This is a genomic window from Pseudomonas sp. CC6-YY-74, assembly GCF_002025205.1.
Classification (GTDB): domain Bacteria; phylum Pseudomonadota; class Gammaproteobacteria; order Pseudomonadales; family Pseudomonadaceae; genus Aquipseudomonas; species Aquipseudomonas paeninsulae.
The window spans coordinates 1,527,520-1,545,751 of record NZ_CP019947.1 but is presented as its reverse complement, the minus strand read 5'-3'; the positions used below and the strand labels follow the sequence as shown (position 1 = coordinate 1,545,751).

Sequence of the window (18,232 nt, the reverse complement as noted above, 5' to 3'; positions counted from 1 at the left end):
GCAGGTGGCTTTGTGCTCAGATTCGACTCGACTCAGAAAGCCTTGCCCGGCTTGTAGAGGTTCTCGAAGCAGAAGTTGGTGGCCTCGATATAGCCCTCTGCGCCGCCACAGTCGAAGCGTTGGCCCTTGAACTTGTAGGCCAGTACGCAGCCGTCCTGGGCCTGCTTCATCAGCGCATCGGTGATCTGGATTTCGCCGCCCTTGCCCGGGGGGGTGTTTTTGATGATGTCGAAAATATCCGGGGTGAGAATATAACGACCGATGATCGCCAGGTTGGATGGCGCATCTTCCGGCTTGGGCTTCTCGACCATGCTGTTGACCCGGTAAATGTCGTCGCGGATCATCTCGCCGGCGATCACGCCATACTTGTGGGTCTCCTCCGGCGGTACTTCCTGAATGGCGACGATCGAGCAGCGGAACTGGTTGTACAGCTTGATCATCTGGGTCAATACACCGTCACCGTCCAGGTTCAGGCATAAGTCATCGGCCAGCACCACGGCAAAGGCCTCGTCACCGATCAGCGGACGAGCACAGAGAATCGCGTGACCTAGGCCTTTCATTTCGACCTGACGGGTGTAGGAAAAGCTGCACTCATCGATCAGGCGGCGGATGCCTACCAGGTATTTTTCCTTGTCGGTGTCGCGAATCTGCTGTTCCAGCTCGTAACTGATGTCGAAGTGATCTTCCAGCGAGCGCTTGCCACGGCCGGTGACCATGGCGATCTCGGTCAGCCCAGCTTCAAGCGCCTCTTCGACGCCATACTGGATCAGTGGCTTGTTCACTATCGGCAACATTTCCTTGGGCATGGCCTTGGTTGCAGGTAGAAAGCGTGTGCCGTAACCGGCGGCTGGGAACAAGCATTTCTTGATCATGAGACTCCTTGAAGTTGGCAAATACCCATGCAGTCTATCAGGCTGCACCGGCCATACAATGTTAGAGGGCCGCCCGGCCCCATGCCGCGCTAGAGCAATAGCTGCTCGACGAGCTGCTTTGGATCGTCAATATAGCAATTAGTGCAACATTGCAGGTTGGCGCGCAGGGGCGAAGCCCAGCACCACCCTGCGCAGTTCAGCCGGCACTAGAAGGCCTGCTTAACCCGACCTACGCGGCTCGACCCAAACTGCAAGATTCGTATTCATGGAGCGCTTCCTAGGTCAGCGCTTGCAACTGTTCAAGCATGGTGTCCTGCAGGTCATGAAGTTCGCCGAGCCTTGCCTGTACCTGCGCGTCACGACCCTTGCTATGCAGGGCACAGACTTCACTCGCCAGCACATTAATCTGCGTATGCAACTCGTTGACGACAGCAAAGGACGGATAAGTGGCACGCTGATCCAGGCCGGCACTTTTCAGCCATTGAGCGAAGTAACTCTGTTGCCGATCCAGGGGCGGCGGGGTCGTACGCTCGCCCCTGAGGTAGTTGTCCATGGCCTTGATCCAGGCGCGCAGTTCGACGCTAGCCATCAGGCGCACCAAGTCTGCTTTGCTCGCCGATGGCAAGTTGCACCAATCCGAACTCTGCCACCACGTCGCAACCCAGTGGGGTAGTTCGTCTGCAGCCATTGGCGCGGCGATACCAAACCCCTGAGCCTGCTCGCAACCCAGTTGCAGTAATAGAGCGCCGTGTTCCAGGCTTTCGACGCCTTCGGCAATGACTTCAAGGCGAAATGCGCTGGCCAGGCCAACTACACCCTTGAGAATGGACAGGTCATCCGGGTCATCGAGCATGCCGAAGACGAAACTCTGGTCGATTTTGAGCAAGGCTACCGGTAGATGTTTCAGGTAGGTAAGTGAGGAATAACCCGTGCCAAAATCATCCAGTGCGAACATCACACCGATTTCCCGGCAGGCCTCGATTACCTGGAACACATGTGCAACGTCCTCCAGCGCGCTGGTCTCCAGAATCTCCAGTTGCAAACGCGAGGGTTTGACTTGCGGATGGGCTTTGAGAATGGCTTGCAGGCGCTCAACGAAGTTCTTCTGCTGCAACTGACGAGCACCGATGTTGACACTGACTTCGATGTCCAGCCCGAGCTTGAGCCACTCTTCCATCTGGGCCAGAGCTCGATTTATTGCCCATTCACCGATTTCAATTGCCAGCAGATGATCCTCGATCACCGGCAGAAATATCGCCGGAGCCAAAAGCCCTCGCTGTGGGTGTAGCCAGCGGATCAGGGCCTCGACCCCGATGACCTCGCCAGTGCGCATATTCACCTTGGGCTGGTAGTAGAGGACGAACTCGCGCTCTGCCAGTGCCAGGCGAATGTGTTCCAGGCTTTCGTGATGGCCGCGCACACTGCGATCGTGCTCGACATCGAAGAAATGCAGACGATTCTTGCCGGACAATTTGGCCTGATACATGGCCTGATCGGCCTGACGCATCAGTTGATCCGCGTCCACCTCATTATGCTGCGGGCAGAAGGTCACCCCCATGCTGGCCGACACTTGCAGCGCCAGGTCGCCCACATGCACCACTTGCGCCGCCGCGGCGAGTAGCCGGCTGAGCATTGGCATGCTGGTGGCTACATCCGGCAGGTCGACCAGCACCGCAACGAACTCATCGCCACCAATACGGGCCAGGGTGTCGCACTCGCGCAGCGCCTGTTTCATGATGGCCGACAGGGCAATCAGCAGTTTGTCCCCGGCCTCATGCCCGTACTTGTCGTTGATCGCCTTGAAACCGTCCAAATCCAGGTAGACGACTTCCAGCAGTTGTCCGCGTCGTTGCGCTTGAGCGATGGCATGCTGCAGGCGATCGGCCAAGAGCACGCGGTTGGGCAGCGAGGTCAGGGCGTCGTAGTGCGCGATATGTTCGAGCTTGCTCTGGTGCGCCTTGATTTCGGTGATATCCGAGAACAGCGCAACGTACTGGACGACGTCACCGTTGGAGTCGCGCACGCTACTGATGGTTTGCATCTCGGCATAAATTTCGCCGTTTTTGCGCCTGTTCCAGATCTCACCGTACCAATGGCCTTTTTGGCTCAGGCTGTGCCACATGGACTCGTAAAACTCGCTGGTATGGCGGCCCGAACTGAGAATTCGCGGGGTCTGTCCTATGGCGTCGTCGCGACTGTAGCCAGTGATGTAGGTAAATGCGGCATTGACATTGATTATGCTGCCATCGGCCGCGGTAATCATGATGCCTTCGCGGGAATGGGAGAACACGTTGGCCGCGAGCTGAAGTTTTTCTTCGGCTTGTTTGCGCTTGGAAATATCACGCAGGAACACAAAAAACTGCCCCCCGGCCGCCGCGCGATAAGTACTGCTGACCTCGACCTGCCAGAGGGATCCGTTCTTGCGCCGATGGATAGACTCGAACTGCCCATGTCCGGTTTCGATCAGGGTGAGGGTCTGTTTCGCTGTGGCGGCGGCGCACTCCTCTGCCTCCAGGTCGAGGACGTTCATCCTCAGCAGTTCTTCACGGCGGTAACCCGATTGCTCGCAGTAGGTCGGGTTTACATCGAGAATGTTGCCGTGAGCATCAACGCGCCAAAAGCCGTCGAGGGTCGCGTCCAGAATGCTGTGCAGGGCCTGGTAGCTTTCCTGCAGTGCGTCTTCCGCGCGCTTGCGTGCGCTGAAATCGCTCAGCACGATACGCAATGCCGGTGCGCCGCTCTCGTCTTCAGCCTTGGTTGCGTCCAAGTATGCCCACAGTACCGCCCCGCCACTTTTGACCATGCGCAGTTCGCACGTCTGTGGCTCACCTGTGGTGATCAGCCGTTTACACAGCTGGTAGAAAATATCCTGGTCGTCACGATAGATGAAGCGCGTGATCGGCTGCTTGATCAACTCGGTGCGAACCACTTCAAGTAGATGGGTAGACGTCAAGTTGGCCTGGAGGATCGAGCCCTGCACGTTGAGCGTCAGGTAGCCAATCGGGGCCAGGTCATAGAGATCGAAATAGCGCTCTTTCGCATCTTCGATCTTGGTCTGCGCCTGACGCAGCTCCTCGTTCTGCATCTCCAGTTCGATCTGGTGCACGCGCAGCTCATGCAAAGCCTGCTGCATCGCAGTTGGCGTCAGGAGCGGCAGGTTTTTGCGCGAGTCCAGCGCATCATCGCCAATTATGTCTTCCGCCATCTGGCGCAACCCCTCCCCCGAGCTCGCCGACGGGGGGACGCACTGTTGTAGAGCATCCTTATCTTTCATTGGCAGCCCTTATTCACCCTGGGGGTGTGGATTCGGCCTTGCGTGCACTACATCCTGATGCTGCTGATCGGTGACCTAAATTGATACGCCGGTCATACCGATGATGCTGCCTGAATCATCACGCAGCGCTTCCACGGTCAAAGCACAAGAGGCCGGTTTGCCATAGAAATCGCAATGAACTCGCCGCCGCGTTCCCACCCCGCTCTCCAGTACTTACCCTTTGATTGCGGTCAAGCTGGCTGCGGCCTCTGCCGGCAACAGGTCGGCATCGGTCTTACCGAGAAACTGCTTGGCAGGTACTGCCAATTTAGAATTGTAGATCCATGTGTAGCGTAATTCCTTGTCCTGGAAAAATACCGCGACAGGCGTAGCACCAAGGGCCATCCGCAGACGCTCCTCGTTAACCCGCAGCGCATCTTCAGCCTGTCTGCGCTCAGTGATATTGAGCATTGTCCCGATCATGCGAATGGCCTGTCCGCGCGCGATGGGTCGGTCAAGGCAGCGTGGATCGCTTACGGAGGCTTGACCAGAACAAACCTGAGAATCAGGCCCAGGCGTGGGACACGCAAAGCAAAAAGGCCAACCTCATGGAGGTTGGCCTTTTTGCTTGACTGCAGATGGTGCCCGAAGCCGGAATCGAACCGGCACGAGGTTACCCTCGAGGGATTTTAAGTCCCTTGCGTCTACCGATTTCGCCATTCGGGCGGTAGCGCTTTTAAAGCAAGGCTTTGGACTATATAGAGCCCCTGCGTGGCTCGCAAGGTTTCCAGTACTCAATAAAAAAGCCTCGTAAATCATTGATCTACGAGGCTTTGAATTGGAGGCTGAGGTCGGAATCGAACCGGCGTTCACGGATTTGCAATCCGGTGCATAACCACTCTGCTACTCAGCCTTGAAACTAAACGGGCCGTTCTAAACGGCCAGCGGGACAGCAGTTACAGCGTAAAATAAGACTCTGATCAAGCTTACAACTCTTTGATATATATAGAGTTTTATAGCTCCATAATCAGGAATGGACGCAATTCTGGACTGCTTCGCCGGTCATGTCAATAACAGGCTAAAAATAATTCGCCGCAGCTCCATCGATAACGCGTGAGACGCGGCATGCGCGCGCTGATTAGCAAAGCCGGCGAGCCTTGAGCTTCTGCATGAATTCGTCCCGGCGGGCCTGGTCCATTTGCTCTTTCGCCAATAACCCAGGGAGCAGTTCATGGGCCCGCTGTGCCGCGAGGATAAAGACACCGTCATCATCGCCGATGGCCAAATCCCCAGGCTGCACACTGATTTCACCTACCTTGATCGGCTGGTTGACCTCCCCCGTCTCTCCCATGCTGCGGGTGGTGAACGCGCTGACGCTGCGGCAAAAGATTGGCAGACGATGCCGACGCAACGCACTGACATCGGTGACGGCTCCCGCTACGACCACCCCGGCCAGCCCCTTGATCAGTCCGGCCAAAGTGCGCAGCTCGCCCCAGCAGGCACACGCCTCATCGCCAACGCACTCGATAACCAGCACGTCGCCCGGTTCGCTCAATAGCAGGGCTTCACGGATAACGCTGCCCGCGGGACTGAACACTTTGACGGTGACCACGTTGCCGACCATGCGGGTGTCGTTGAGCAGCAGCCTGATGCCGCGCAGGTGCCCGATGGTCGAGGTGGCGCCAGCACACTATAGGTGTCCTCCAGGCGAAAACTACCGGCGACGCGTAGCGCCTCGAGCTCCGCCGCCCAGCGCAGCACGCCCGGCCGGTGGGCGATCAACTCCTGCAGGAACGCTCCCAGCGGCTGGCTGTGCGCCAGCAGCATGCACTCGCGTCAGGCTGGCGCAAGTGCATCGAACGGCTCCACCGCGCCTACACCCGCACCCCGCCGACCGCCGCGCAACGCCAATGCCGGCCCCTGCAAGGGCTGCAGTTGCACCGTGCCGCCATTCACCGACACCCGGCAAGCAGCGCCAACCATTGCCCAGCCGCTCTTGCCACCTTACGGACCCCAGCCGAGGGCACAGGACGCATCACGGCACGAGCAACAGGCGGCTTGCGCCATATAACGCTTGATGGTGCGCTCCGACGCCCGCAGGCGTTCGGCGAGTTAAGGACTCGTTCAAATGTGATTAATTCGAATTTTTATCAACACTGCAGGCCAAATCATTTATGCCTTCATTAGGCAGGATTACCGCGGAGATTTGTCACGACGCCAGTTGTCCTGAATCTGCAGGCAGCGGTTTCGGCGGCACGGAGCTGACTGCACTAGCCCAGCGACTCGGCGTATTCGATAGCGCAGCGGACCACGGGCTGACATTGATGGCGTTGATGGCGTTGATGGCGTTGATGGCGTTGAATTTTTCTGCACAGGCGCTTGCAGCGCAGGGTGCGCACGCAGGGATCAGGGCCTGAATGAAGATTGGCGAAAGCCATAACGAAAAAAAGCGACCCTAAGGTCGCTTTTCTGTACCGCGCAGCTTCGATGAAGCTTGCGAAGTAAATTTTGGAGCGGGAAACGAGACTCGAACTCGCGACCCCGACCTTGGCAAGGTCGTGCTCTACCAACTGAGCTATTCCCGCTTGTCTTGTAGACGAGCGCCATTGTATATCCTCAGAACGCCCCGTCAACCCCTTGATTCAAAAAAGTTTATTTCTTTTCAATGGAAGTACTGAGGTGCGGCCAGGCCGCCAGCAGATACTGCAGCATCGACCACAAGGTCAGGATGGCGGCGACGATCAGAAGCCCGTAGCCGAGCAGAACCCAGAATGTGAACAAGGGCGGGTTCGCCAGCAGCATGATCAAGGCAACCATTTGTGCTGCGGTTTTCCATTTGGCCAACTCGGACACGGCGACATGCGCGCGCGCACCGAGTTCGGCCATCCATTCACGCAAGGCCGAGACGACAATTTCGCGGCCAATGATGATCGCCGCGGGCAACGTCAGCCATAGGTTGGCATGCTCGGCCACCAACAAGACCAGTGCGACCGCGACCATCAACTTATCGGCGACCGGATCGAGAAAGGCACCGAAGGGCGTGCTCTGCTCCCAGCGACGCGCCAGGAAACCATCGAGCCAGTCGGTAACTGCGGCAATCGTGAAAACTGCACTAGCGGCCCAATAACTCCAGCTGAATGGCAGGTAGAACAGCAGAATGAAGATTGGGATCAGTGCTACGCGGAGCACGGTAAGCAGGTTAGGGATATTCATCGGCACAACTGGCTGCAAGGTGAGCCGGCATTCTACTCGCTGTGCAGTGCGGCATAAATCAGCTCTGCAAGCTTTTTACTGATTCCCGGCGCCTTGGCGATTTCTTCGCTGCTGGCCCGAGACAATTCCTGCAGGCCGCCGAAGTGATTGAGTAGCTCGCGGCGCCGCTTCGGCCCTACCCCGGCGACCTCCTCCAGGCTTGACGTGCGCCGGGTCTTGCCGCGCCGGGCACGGTGCCCGGTAATGGCAAAGCGGTGCGATTCGTCACGAATCTGCTGGATCAGATGCAGGGCCGGTGAGTTGCCTGGCAGGGTGAAATCATGGGCGGCATCATTGAGGTAGAGGGTTTCCAGGCCCGGTTTGCGCGTCGCACCCTTGGCCACACCAAGCAGAATCAACTCAGGAACGGCCAATTCATTCAGCACGTCTCGGGCCATGGCCAGTTGCCCCTTGCCGCCGTCGACCAGCAGGACATCCGGCAGCTTGCCCTCGCCGTCCTTGATCTTGCTGAAGCGCCGAGTCAGGGCCTGGTGCATCGCAGCGTAATCATCGCCTGCGGTGACCCCTTCAATGTTGTAGCGCCGGTAATCGGATTTCAGCGGTCCTTCCGGGCCGAATACCACACAGGACGCCACCGTGGCCTCGCCGCTGGAGTGGCTGATATCGAAACATTCGAGGCGCTGCGGTACCTCGTCCATGCCCAGCGCCTCGGCAAGGGCTTCGAAGCGGGCGGCCACATGCTGGCGGCTGGCAAGGCGAGCGCCGAGCGCCTGTTCGGCGTTGGTCACCGCCAACTGCTGCCAGCGCGCGCGGGTTCCGCGTACCCGATAACTGATACTCAACTCAACGCCACGCGACTCGCCGAGCGCCGCGATAAGCGTGGGGAAGTCTTCATGTTGCGCGTTGACGATCAGCTCGGCAGGCAGCTCTCGCTCCTGGTTGCCCAGGTAGTACTGGGCCAGGAAGGCCAGCAATACCGCGCTGACATCTTCCTCGATCGCCACTTGCGGGAAGAAGTTCTTGCTGCCGAGCACGCGGCCGCCACGCACGCTGATCAGGTGCACACAGGCACCACCCGGATTGACCATGGCCGCGACTACATCGACATCGCCGCTACCGCCCTCCATGCTCTGTTGGTCTTGCACGCGGCGCAGCAGGGCCATCTTGTCGCGCAACTCGGCTGCACGCTCGAAATCCAGGGTCGCCGCGGCTTGCTGCATGGCGCTGGACAGCTCATCGCCAAGGGCATTGCTGCGACCTTCGAGGAACATCACCGAATGCCGCACGTCCTCGGCATATTCCGCTGGATCGACCAGACCAACACACGGTCCCTTGCAGCGCTTGATCTGGTACTGCAGGCACGGCCGCGTGCGATTCTTGAAGTAACTGTCTTCGCACTGGCGCACCAGGAAGGCTTTTTGCAGCAGGCTGAGGCTTTCACGGATCGCCCCAGCGCTGGGGTATGGGCCAAAATAACGGCCCTTCTGCTTCTTCGCCCCGCGATGGATACTCAGCCGCGGGTAATCACCATCCGATAAAAATACGTAGGGATAGGATTTGTCGTCGCGCAGCAGGATGTTGTAAGGCGGCCGCCATTGCTTGATCAGCGTCTGTTCGAGCAGCAAGGCTTCGGTTTCATTGGCGGTGATGGTGGTTTCGACCTGAACGATCCGGCCGACCAGTGCTGCAGTCTTCGGCGCCAGACCGTTCTTGCGAAAGTAGCTGGCCAGGCGCTTTTTCAGGTTTTTCGCTTTGCCGACATAGAGCAGCTTGGCGTCCACATCGAACATGCGGTACACGCCTGGGCGGCCGCTGCAGGTGGCGAGAAAGGCGCTGGGGTCGAACGGGGCGCGCACTTCAACCGCAGGCAGCTCAGTAGACAGCTCAACTGTTGGCATCGACCATGCCATGGCGTACGGCGAGCAAGGCAAGCTCCACATCGCTGGTAATCGACAATTTTTCAAAGATTCGATAACGGTAAGTATTGACCGTTTTCGGCGACAGGCACAGCTTGTCGGAGATGCTCTGCACCTTCTGGCAGCCGGCGATCATCAGGGCGATCTGAATCTCGCGCTCGGACAGCAGGTCGAAGGGCGAGTTATTGGTTTGCGGCTGAAATGACTTGAGGGCCAATTGCTGAGCGATTTGCGGACTGAGGTAACGCTGCCCGGCGAACACCTGACGAATGGCCTGCACCATCTCGGCCAGGCCAGCGCCCTTGGTCAGATAGCCAGCGGCACCTGCCTGCAGCAAACGTGTGGGAAAAGGGTCCTCTTCGCAGGCAGTCACCGCGACGACTTTCAGCTCGGGGTGGCTGCGGAGGAGTTTGCGAGTCGCTTCGAGGCCGCCGATGCCGGGCATCCTGATGTCCATCAGAACCACGTCGGGCTTCAATTCGCGGGCTTTCTTCAGCGACTCTTCACCTGAATCGGCTTGCCCTACGACCTGCAGGCCTTCGATATCGGCCAGCATTCGTGAAATACCTGTACGGACCAGATCGTGGTCATCGACCACCAGCACCCTAATCAAGCGGAACCTCGTTCTGCGTCAGCCGCTCAATGCAGCGCTCTGGATCGGTTGCCGCTGTCATAGCAATAAGCCTCCAGCCGGCTCTAAATTGGCGGATTATCGCCAAAAACCAAGCGTCAAAAATACTACAAAATATTGATTCGACAACTGCATTGCGCCAGCCTGGAGACACGACGCCCGAACCAGAGTTAAGAATAAATCATTCAATTTCAATGACTTATAAAAACTCACTCTGGAAAGCATTCCGGGTTTTTCGAATAGACATGACTTTTGAGCTGCCGCGAGTATACACAAGGATTTTGCATCATGGGTGCAGGAGCTTCGGCGGAGCCAAGCAGTCGATTGAATCGCCGCAATAGGCAACCCATGCAGTCGCAACGGCTTAGCTATTGCGGCGGCATGGGCTGAGTGCATCAGGGGGCGCGGCGCACTCCCTGAGTTATTGAATATCACTGGCTGGTCGGCATCGGCGGTTGAGGACGGTTGTCGTGAGGGGGCACGTCATCGGAAACACGCCCCTTAGTTCGTGATATCCGCAGGCCCTCAACTGCGACCACTGTCATCCTTCTCGATGTCCCAGCGCACCATCATCGCGTGGTCCTCGTGGATCAGGTTGTGGCAGTGCATCGGGTACTTGCCGAGGAAGTCGCGAAAACGTATCAGCACCCTGATAGTCGAGTCTTCCTCAAGCACGAAAACGTCTTTGCGCCCCTGTTCATGGGGTGGCACCGGCACTGCTTTGCCCTCTCGGGTTTTGCTGAGAATGCGCCCTTCCTCGAAGTGAATGTGAATCGGGTGGCTCCAGCCATCATCGACATTCACCAACTCCCAGACCTCAACAGCGCCTTGCTTGATCTTGGCATTAGAGACCGCAGGGTCAAAGAACTTGCCATTGACTGCCCACATGCCGTTGCGCCGGTCGAAGTCCCAGCGCCGCACCTTGGCGTCATCGATTTCCTCTTGGTCGAACGGACGTAACTCGCGTAATGCCGTGGGCACCTGGCTGACGTCCTGCTCCGGCGGGTAACGATCAACGATGATCTTCAGCACCCGGGTGCCAGGCGCTTTCACATCCTTGGGTCGCCGCGTCTCGAATTGTTCGAGGCGGTTGACCAGATACAGCTCGGTACCGATGGGATACCTGGCAAAGTCCACGACGATATCGGCACGCTCGGTCACAGCCAGGCGCACCCTGTATTGATTAAACAGTGGCGCCGGCAGCAAGTTGCCGTCGTTGCCTATGTACGTGAAGGTCTGCACCACGTTGTTGGGTTTGACCAGATAGAACTCATAGAAGCGACTCGGGCCACCGTTGAGCAGACGCAGGCGGTACTTGCGCGCGGCCACTCTCAGCACTGGCTCGATATAGCCGTTGACTATCACCTTGTCGCCGAGCACCCCTTCGGGATTGACCTGATCCCAGAACATGATCCCATTCTGGTCGAACACTCGGTCGGAAAAGTCCAATGGGTAGTCATAGGGGTAGCTGGGTAAGCGCAGGGCGCTTGGGCTGGGGTCGTGTTCATCACCCGAGTCGATATGATCGAACAGCAGATAAAACCCCATCAGGCCACGCACTACATTTGGCGCGGTAAAGTCCAGCGTGTGGTCGTGGTAGAACAGCGTGCCCAGCGCCTCGCGCGGGTCGCCGATACCATTTTGCTGCTCATCGTAGCCAGCGTAGATATTGGTGTAACAGTGGTCCTTGAACTCACCCGGCGAGGCCAGGGTCGGGCCGGCCTTGTTGGCGCTGTAGTAGTCGCCTGGGTAGCCATCGCTCTCCGAGGCTCCGTGCATGTTGTGTAGGTGGGTGGAGATCTCTGGCGTGCCGAAACCGACGTGGTCCTGCGGCAGGCGGTTATGCATGCGCACGATGGTCGGCTGTCCGTAGTAGGCGAAGATGGTCGGTCCAGGTGTAGTCGCCCCTGGCACGTTGCCTTCATAACCCCAGATGCGCTGTGGCGGGTAGGCCGGGTTGAAGACCCAAGCGGGATTTTCCTTGGCGCTCAATTGGTAATGGATCGGCGGGTACTGCCGCGCGCTTACGTACAGCTCATTCCAGCGCTGATGCGGGGCACGCCCGGCCTCACCCGCAGCGGTATTGGCGGCTTCCATGGGCGGTGGATCGAGGGTGACGGGTTGCAGCTGATCGACCGCCACAGGCAAGCCAATCTGCCAGGGAATGGTCGGCGGGCTGGTCAACTGTGGTGCCGGGGCATCGTCATTCTTGTCATCTTCGTCGTCATCTCTACGCCGACGACTCTTGGCGCCGCTGCCGGATGAACTCAGTAACAGGGGGGCAGCCAATGCCGCGCCCGTCAGTTTAAGGAAGCTGCGCCGAGCGGCGCCTTGCACCGAGTCCTCCGCCCTGGGCGTCGGCGCTGCCTCATTGGCTGATATGTGCGTGACCTCCTGTTCACTCACTTGCAGCTTTTTCTGTTCGTCTACCAAGGATCGGGATTTCATGGGTATAACCCTCTTACTCACCCCAAGCTGTTTATCCTCCCTGCTAAACCTGCCCAGCCCCTGGCCAGAAGAAATTATCTCAGTGCCAGAATGGGGCCGAACCGCCTAGAGACATACTCCAAGGTCCTGGCGGACGCTGAGCACATCGCCCGACGCGTCGAGCCGCAACCAAGGCATAACACCCTGACCAGACCCGTGCGTTGCACAAACACCGGCGGTGCCTAACCGAGACCGCCAGCAGAACCTTCGGGCCGGTACGCCGTGTGCACCATGGCGGAATCGACATGGTTGATGGTGGCCAGAATCCGCTCAGGGTCGGCCAGTGCCGGCGCCATGGTCCAGCGTTCGCTGCGGTCGTTACCGATGCGCAACATGCCGGTGTGGGTACCGATGTTTCTATCCACTTCTTCGACCGGGTCATAGAAGCCCAGCCCATAACGCAGGCGTTTGATGTCGGCCTCCGTACCGGTGAGGAACTGCCAGCCCGGCTGCACGCGATGCATCTCGGCGTAGGCCTTGAGCACTTCCGGCGTATCCATCAACGGTTGCAGGCTGATCGAGTACATGAAAATGTCTTGCCCCATGCGCTCGCCCAGCAGCGTTTGCACCTTGCGCAGGTTGGCGGTCATGGTCGGGCAGATGTCGCCGCACTGCACGAACATGAAGTTGATGACGGCTATCTTGCCGCGCACCAAATCGTCGTAGAAGCGAACTCGTTTGCCCTCGTGGCTGTCGAGCCAGACGTTGGGAAAATAGCTGCTCTGCACGGCGTCCAGATTGGCGTCGGCCATGTCGATATCGGCCGACTCGAATACCTCATGCGCCTGCAGCGCAGCGCTATTCCACAACAGTCCGCCCAGTGCCGCCGTGCCTATTCCGGCCAGGAGCTTTCTTCGAGTGTTCATAGAAATTCCTCCAGTCTCAGCGACTAGTCGTCTTCTTTGATGTCCCAGCGCAACATCATTGCGTGGTCTTCGTGGATCAGGTTATGGCAGTGCATGACGTATTTGCCGGTGTAATCGCGGAAGCGCAGGAACATCCGGATGGTCGATGCGCCCTCGAGCACATACACATCCTTACGGCCGAGCTCGTGCGCTGGTACCGGCACTGCTACGCCATCCTTGGTCTTACTGAGGATGCGCCCCTCCGTGAAGTGAATATGAATCGGGTGGTCCCAGCCGTTGTCGATATTCACCAGCTCCCAGACCTCGGCGCCGCCCTTGGGGACCACCGCCCGCGCACTATTGGGGTTGAAGAACTGTCCGTTGATCGCCCACATGCCGTTCTTGCGCTCGAATACCCAACGGCGTATCGGCGCAGCGGCGATCTCCGCAGGATCAAGCGGGGGCAATTCACGCAGCACATTCGGCACCTGGCTCAGGTCTTGCTCAGGTGGATAGCGGTCGACGATGAACTTCAGTACCCGGGTCGCCGCGCCCAAACCATTGGGCTGGCGGGTCTCGGTCTGTACCATTCGATTGACCAGATATAACTCGGTACCGATTGGATATCGGGAGAAGTCGATGACGATGTCGGCGCGCTCGGCCACGGCGATGTGAACGCTGACATGGTTCCTCAGCGGCGCAGGCAGCAGGTTGCCGTCGTTGCCGATGTAGGTGAAGGTCTGCGACACGCCGTTGGCCTTCTGCAGGAAGAACTCGTAGGTCCGGCTAGGGCCGATATCGAGCAGACGGAAGCGGTATTTGCGTGCGGCCACCTTGAGCACCGGCTCAATCTTGCCGTTGACCGCGATTTTGTCGCCGAGCGTGCCTTCAGGGCCTACCTGGTCATAGACCAGCCGGCCACTGGCATCGAAGCGACGGTCGCCGAAGCTCAGCGGGTAATCGTAGGGGTGACTCGGCAGGCGTAGGGCGCGCGGATCTGAATCGCGCTCATTGCCCGAGTCGATGTGGTCATACAGCAGGTAAAACCCGGCCATGCCCAGGTACAGGTTGGGCGCGGTGAAGTCGAAGGTGTGGTCGTGATACCAGAGGGTGCCCAGCGCCTCGCGTTCGTCGCCGATGCCATTCTGCATCTGGTCATAGCCAGAATAAATATTCGAGTAGAAGTGATCCTTCCACAGCCCCGGCCCTGCCAGGGTTGGCCCAGACTTGACCGGACTGTAGTAATCACCAGGGAAGCCATCGCTTTCCGAGCCGATGTGCGCATTGTGCAAATGCATCGAGATCTCCGGCGAACCGAAGCCGACATGGTTCTGCGGCAGGCGATTCTTGAAGCGCACGATCACCGGCTGGCCATAACGGGCCATGAAGGTCGGCCCCGGGGTTGTCGCCGCACCGTCACCGATGGCGAAGCCCCAGATGCGCTGCGGCGGATAGGCCGGATTGAACACCCAGGCCGGATTTTCCTTGACGCTCAGTTCATAGTGCGCCGGTGGATATTGCCGTGGTGTGGCGTACAGCTCAGCCCAGCGCTGGTGCTGACTGCGGCCGCATTCGCCATCTGCGGGGCGCGGATCACCGGTGGGTTCAGGGTTTAAGGTGACCGGTTGCAGCGGTGTGATGGCCACAGGCAGAAACTGCACCCAGGGCGTGGTTGGTGGGCTGGGCGGCAATACCGCCGGGCCGGGTTCTGGAACCGGGTCTGGCTCCGGATCGGGTGCGCGCCGCCGCCTGGCACTGCTATCGGGCGATGCAAACAGCAGTGGCGCCGCCATCGCAGCGGCGGTGAATTTGAGAAATGAGCGCCGCCCCTCACCTCCTGTCAGTAACGCATGACCGCTTGTTGGTCGCGGCTCCCAGCCACCGGCTTTGATGGATACTTGCCAGGTGCCTAGCTCAAGCTTGTCCACGGTTGCCAAAAATTTTGAATTCATGACCCTACCCTCCCAACGTTGTTCTCACGCGACCATGCCTCTGGTATGGCCAGGTAAAAATCGTGCTCCGCTCGCGGCGAAGAAAACTGGGTGGCACCCATGGCATTAAATAGCGGGCATGCGCGCCAGCGCTGAATCGCGTCTGCTCGTCAGTGCTCTGTTGTCTGCTGGAAGAGGGAGGTCAAGCTAATGGCAGCACTGCGGTACGTTACCCGGGCTACCACTCATAGAAAGGAGGCCCACGCAGGTGAGCGGAAAAAGCCAGATCAAACACAGACTCCATCACGACTCGAATGAGTCTTGCCCTGTCCATGACGCACTCCTGTTGTGTTGGTGCTGACACCTACTGCCATGCCCACCCTGCACAAAAACGTACAAAGTCACCCCTCTCCCACCGTTAACTAAAGGATCGACCTTGTCTCTTGTCAAGGATTCGTCGGGATCAATATCAACTCGACATTAGATTGTTTATCACATTGTTTTAATTATATTTATTTATTCAAAATGGCATTTTGCCGTCATCACCCACAGCGTTTGAGCTATAACAGCGCTCGCAGGTGATCGCTCCGTACTGCCGGAGGAGCACGGCGATACCTATAAGAACGGCAGAGTGTCGAGACGAGCGCTTCACCCGCTTGGGGCGTTTAGCGCCAAAGCAGCGCCTACAGTCAAGATGCACCGAAGCGCGCCACCGGGGCGGGGCATAGAAGATCAACCAGATGCTCACCAACAGCCCGGCAGGCAGCGCCAGCAACCGCGCTAAGCAGTGGCGCGGCAAGCATGGCTTGCAACCCAAGCTGACCATTTGCAGGCTGCCAAGTGCTGCCCAATAGACCTGTTCCACACCCGCGGTCTGCCCTCGAAGCAGTCGAAACTTTCCTCGCGCGCCGGTTACAGCGAACGCCCGCTGATTGGCGCTCGAAATCTATCTCATGCGCAGCAGGCAGGCCCCGGCCACACGCGCTCAACAGTAGCCAGCAATTGCCTACCCTTCTGCGGCATGGATTGACACCTGGCCTGCCCGTCGGTGCGGTCGCAGAGCGGCCTGAATCTACGCCCACTCTGCGGCCTGTAACAAAGTCCCTGCTGGTGTATCTCAATCAAACCGGAGCGACCTCTTCGCCCCGTCATAGCGAGATAGCGCCATGAGTAACGTGACCCTCTACACCAGCCAACACTGCCCTTATTGCCGCATGGCCGAGCAGTTACTGGCGCGCCGTGATGCCGGCCCGCTGAGCAGAATCAGGGTCGATGTGGATCCCCAGGCCCTGCGCGCGATGATCGAAAAGACTGGAAGACGCACGGTGCCACAGATCTTCATCGGCGCACGGCATGTTGGCGGCTACGACGACCTGGCCAGACTCGATAGCGCCGGCGAACTGGCAACATTGCTGGCTGATCGCTAGTCGGAGAAGCCCATGCGAAGCAGCCAAATACGGCACCCACGCACGCTTTGCCAAGCCCTGGCGCTGGGTCTGTGTATCAGCGGCTCGGCCTTGGCCGTTCCGCCGGAGGGGCCGGCCCGCCTGCTGTCAGCCAGTCACGAGGAGTACGCGAACGCCATGCTGTCCGGCGGCCCCGGCAAGGACGGTATTCCAGCCATCGACAGCCCACGCTTCACCGACGCGGCAAGCGCGGATAGCTTTCTCGATCCACAGGACATCGTCTTCGGCGTCTACCACCAGGGGCAGGCGCGCGCCTATCCGCAGCGTATTTTGGTCTGGCACGAGATCGTCAACGACAGCCTGGGTGAGGATGGCTTGAGCATCACCTACTGTCCGCTCACCGCCACCGCCGTCGGCTTCAAGCGCGGGGCCACCAGCCTCGGTGTTTCCGGCAAGCTGCTCAACAGCAACGTGGTGATGTACGACCGCGCCAGCGACAGCCATTGGTCGCAGATTGCCGGCGTGGCCATCGATGGCCCGGCCAAGGGCCGCAGCCTGGAGGAAGTGCGGGTGGTCTGGACCACCTGGGCCAGGTGGCAGACGCGTCATCCGCAGACCCAAGTGCTGTCCCGCACAACCGGCGCCCTGCGCAACTACAACCGTGATCCCTACGGCAGCTACCTGCCGCTGCAAGGCTATTATGCCGAGCCCCACATCATGTTCCCGCTCATGCACCAGAATTCGCGCCTGCCAGACAAGCAGATGATCCTCGGCTTTCGCACCGAGCAGGTGGCCATCGCCGTCGACAAGATGCACCTGAGCAAACAGTCTGTACTGCACTACCAACATGGCGATGAACACTTCCTGATCATAGCGGACCAGCAACTGGATACTGGCTGGGTCTACCGCTCCGACACGCCGATCGAGCTGGACCCGGCCAACCTGAGGTTTACCGCCGAAGGCCCGCAAGCGTCTGTGCTTGAGGGGTTGCAGGCGGTCAACGCCTTCGACGCCATGTGGTTCGCCTGGTACGCCTTCTACCCGCAAACGGTGCTGATCGATGGCTCGCCCCAGCCCTGACAGACGGTTGATCGGCTGCCTGGCCGTGCTCTATGCCCTGCTCTACCTGTACGCCATCGGCGATCTGGACATTGGTCAAGCCGGCTGGAGCTGGCAGGCCCTGGACTGGCAATGGCAACGCCTATTGGCGCGCCGCGGGCCTTGGCATTTCGAGGCCGTGGCCATGCTGGAGCTGGGCGTTATGGTGCTGCTGATCAGCCCGGCCAATCTGGCCTTGGCCGGGTTACTGGCACTCTTGCTGGCGATCAATCTGCACGGCGCCCTGACGTTGCGCGGCAACGCCCGGTGCTCGTTGTCCCAGGGGGCCGCGTCGAGCGCAGGGTTGTGGCCGGCGCTGCTCGCCGGCGGCGCCTGTTGCGCCCCCAGCCTGCTGCTGGTGTTGGGCATTCCGGGGCTCGGCGCCTTCGTCGGCCTGTTCGCCTGGCTGCTGCCGCTGTCCCTGCTGCTGCTGGTGTTGAGCCGCTGTTGGCAACGGCAGCGTGGCGCTCCCCGGGTGCTGTGGCTGCTCTAATTGCTAGCGAAGCGCTTCGACCAACGGCTGCTAGCAACGCATTCCGCTCGGCACGGCACCTGTAACAAAGCGCCTCGCCAGTCATCC

Annotated in this window: 12 protein-coding genes, 3 tRNA genes and 2 pseudogenes; 3 read left to right on the top strand and 14 right to left on the bottom strand. The window is 59.2% G+C overall.

The genetic code is table 11. The features are described 5' to 3' along the window. Nucleotides 1-32 precede the first annotated feature (32 nt). The 14 genes and pseudogenes from galU to B2D37_RS07125 all read right to left on the bottom strand — a co-directional run bounded on the left by galU (nt 33) and on the right by B2D37_RS07125 (nt 14,863). On the bottom strand, nt 33-872 hold the full coding sequence (gene galU / locus B2D37_RS07190) for a UTP--glucose-1-phosphate uridylyltransferase GalU (protein ID WP_079202066.1): 840 nt from the start codon (nt 870-872) through the stop codon (nt 33-35). A gap of 277 nt (nt 873-1,149) precedes the next feature. Further along, nucleotides 1,150-4,077 carry a bifunctional diguanylate cyclase/phosphodiesterase gene (locus B2D37_RS07185; RefSeq protein WP_218190376.1) on the bottom strand — a complete coding sequence of 976 codons (2,928 nt, stop codon included), beginning with the start codon at nt 4,075-4,077 and terminating at the stop codon, nt 1,150-1,152. Between the two features lie 282 nt (nt 4,078-4,359). Then, entirely contained in the window at nt 4,360-4,596 is a 237-nt protein-coding gene (locus B2D37_RS07180; RefSeq protein WP_079202064.1) for a hypothetical protein, read from the bottom strand. Between the two features lie 168 nt (nt 4,597-4,764). After that, nucleotides 4,765-4,851 (bottom strand) — tRNA-Leu (locus B2D37_RS07175). Between the two features lie 113 nt (nt 4,852-4,964). Then, nucleotides 4,965-5,038: transfer RNA gene (locus B2D37_RS07170), tRNA-Cys, on the bottom strand. Nucleotides 5,039-5,263: 225 nt separating this feature from the next. Then, nucleotides 5,264-5,806 (bottom strand): annotated as a pseudogene (locus B2D37_RS07165) (RraA family protein); the annotation flags it as partial. After that, nucleotides 5,806-6,093, bottom strand: a pseudogene (locus tag B2D37_RS23560) (sugar ABC transporter substrate-binding protein); the annotation flags it as partial. The pseudogenes B2D37_RS07165 and B2D37_RS23560, both read right to left, overlap by 1 nt. Before the next feature lie 541 nt (nt 6,094-6,634). Beyond that, nucleotides 6,635-6,710, bottom strand: a tRNA-Gly gene (locus tag B2D37_RS07155). 67 nt (nt 6,711-6,777) lie between these two features. Then, nucleotides 6,778-7,338 carry a CDP-diacylglycerol--glycerol-3-phosphate 3-phosphatidyltransferase gene (gene pgsA, locus B2D37_RS07150; protein WP_079202061.1) on the bottom strand — a complete coding sequence of 187 codons (561 nt, stop codon included), beginning with the start codon at nt 7,336-7,338 and terminating at the stop codon, nt 6,778-6,780. Between the two features lie 32 nt (nt 7,339-7,370). Beyond that, the gene (gene uvrC, locus B2D37_RS07145) at nt 7,371-9,194 is read right to left on the bottom strand and encodes an excinuclease ABC subunit UvrC (protein WP_154067168.1); all 1,824 of its coding nucleotides are present in this window, start codon (nt 9,192-9,194) and stop codon (nt 7,371-7,373) included. Between the two features lie 28 nt (nt 9,195-9,222). Next, a complete protein-coding gene (gene uvrY / locus B2D37_RS07140; protein WP_079202059.1) occupies nt 9,223-9,867 on the bottom strand; it encodes a UvrY/SirA/GacA family response regulator transcription factor in 645 nt (214 codons plus the stop codon). 543 nt (nt 9,868-10,410) lie between these two features. Beyond that, on the bottom strand, nt 10,411-12,222 hold the full coding sequence (locus tag B2D37_RS07135; protein WP_371915431.1) for a multicopper oxidase family protein: 1,812 nt from the start codon (nt 12,220-12,222) through the stop codon (nt 10,411-10,413). A gap of 332 nt (nt 12,223-12,554) precedes the next feature. Next, complete coding sequence (locus tag B2D37_RS07130) at nt 12,555-13,238, bottom strand: SCO family protein (protein WP_079202057.1); 684 nt, start codon at nt 13,236-13,238, stop codon at nt 12,555-12,557. Between the two features lie 23 nt (nt 13,239-13,261). Further along, nucleotides 13,262-14,863 (bottom strand): multicopper oxidase family protein, encoded by a 1,602-nt coding sequence (locus B2D37_RS07125; RefSeq protein ID WP_256573153.1) that lies wholly within the window; start codon nt 14,861-14,863, stop codon nt 13,262-13,264. Nucleotides 14,864-16,314: 1,451 nt separating this feature from the next. On the opposite strand from B2D37_RS07125, the gene grxC reads away from it, so the two are divergent. From grxC to B2D37_RS07110, 3 genes are read left to right on the top strand one after another with little or no spacing between them, the layout of a single operon-like run. After that, nucleotides 16,315-16,575, top strand: a complete 261-nt coding sequence (gene grxC / locus B2D37_RS07120; protein WP_079202055.1) for a glutaredoxin 3 — start codon at nt 16,315-16,317, stop codon at nt 16,573-16,575. Between the two features lie 12 nt (nt 16,576-16,587). Further along, complete coding sequence (locus B2D37_RS07115; RefSeq protein WP_079202054.1) at nt 16,588-17,634, top strand: DUF3179 domain-containing protein; 1,047 nt, start codon at nt 16,588-16,590, stop codon at nt 17,632-17,634. After that, complete coding sequence (locus B2D37_RS07110) at nt 17,615-18,145, top strand: hypothetical protein (protein ID WP_079202053.1); 531 nt, start codon at nt 17,615-17,617, stop codon at nt 18,143-18,145. The genes B2D37_RS07115 and B2D37_RS07110 overlap by 20 nt, the downstream gene beginning before the upstream one ends. The last annotated feature ends 87 nt before the right edge of the window (nt 18,146-18,232 follow it).

Excerpts from the sequence above, each read along its gene's own strand:
- galU (WP_079202066.1), bottom strand. The coding sequence starts at position 872 with ATGATCAAGAAATGCTTGTTCCCAGCCGCCGGTTACGGCACACGCTTT.
- B2D37_RS07185 (WP_218190376.1), bottom strand. The coding sequence starts at position 4,077 with ATGGCGGAAGACATAATTGGCGATGATGCGCTGGACTCGCGCAAAAAC.
- B2D37_RS07180 (WP_079202064.1), bottom strand. The coding sequence starts at position 4,596 with ATGCTCAATATCACTGAGCGCAGACAGGCTGAAGATGCGCTGCGGGTT.
- pgsA (WP_079202061.1), bottom strand. The coding sequence starts at position 7,338 with ATGAATATCCCTAACCTGCTTACCGTGCTCCGCGTAGCACTGATCCCA.
- B2D37_RS07130 (WP_079202057.1), bottom strand. The coding sequence starts at position 13,238 with ATGAACACTCGAAGAAAGCTCCTGGCCGGAATAGGCACGGCGGCACTG.
- grxC (WP_079202055.1), top strand. The coding sequence starts at position 16,315 with ATGAGTAACGTGACCCTCTACACCAGCCAACACTGCCCTTATTGCCGC.
- B2D37_RS07115 (WP_079202054.1), top strand. The coding sequence starts at position 16,588 with ATGCGAAGCAGCCAAATACGGCACCCACGCACGCTTTGCCAAGCCCTG.
- B2D37_RS07110 (WP_079202053.1), top strand. The coding sequence starts at position 17,615 with ATGGCTCGCCCCAGCCCTGACAGACGGTTGATCGGCTGCCTGGCCGTG.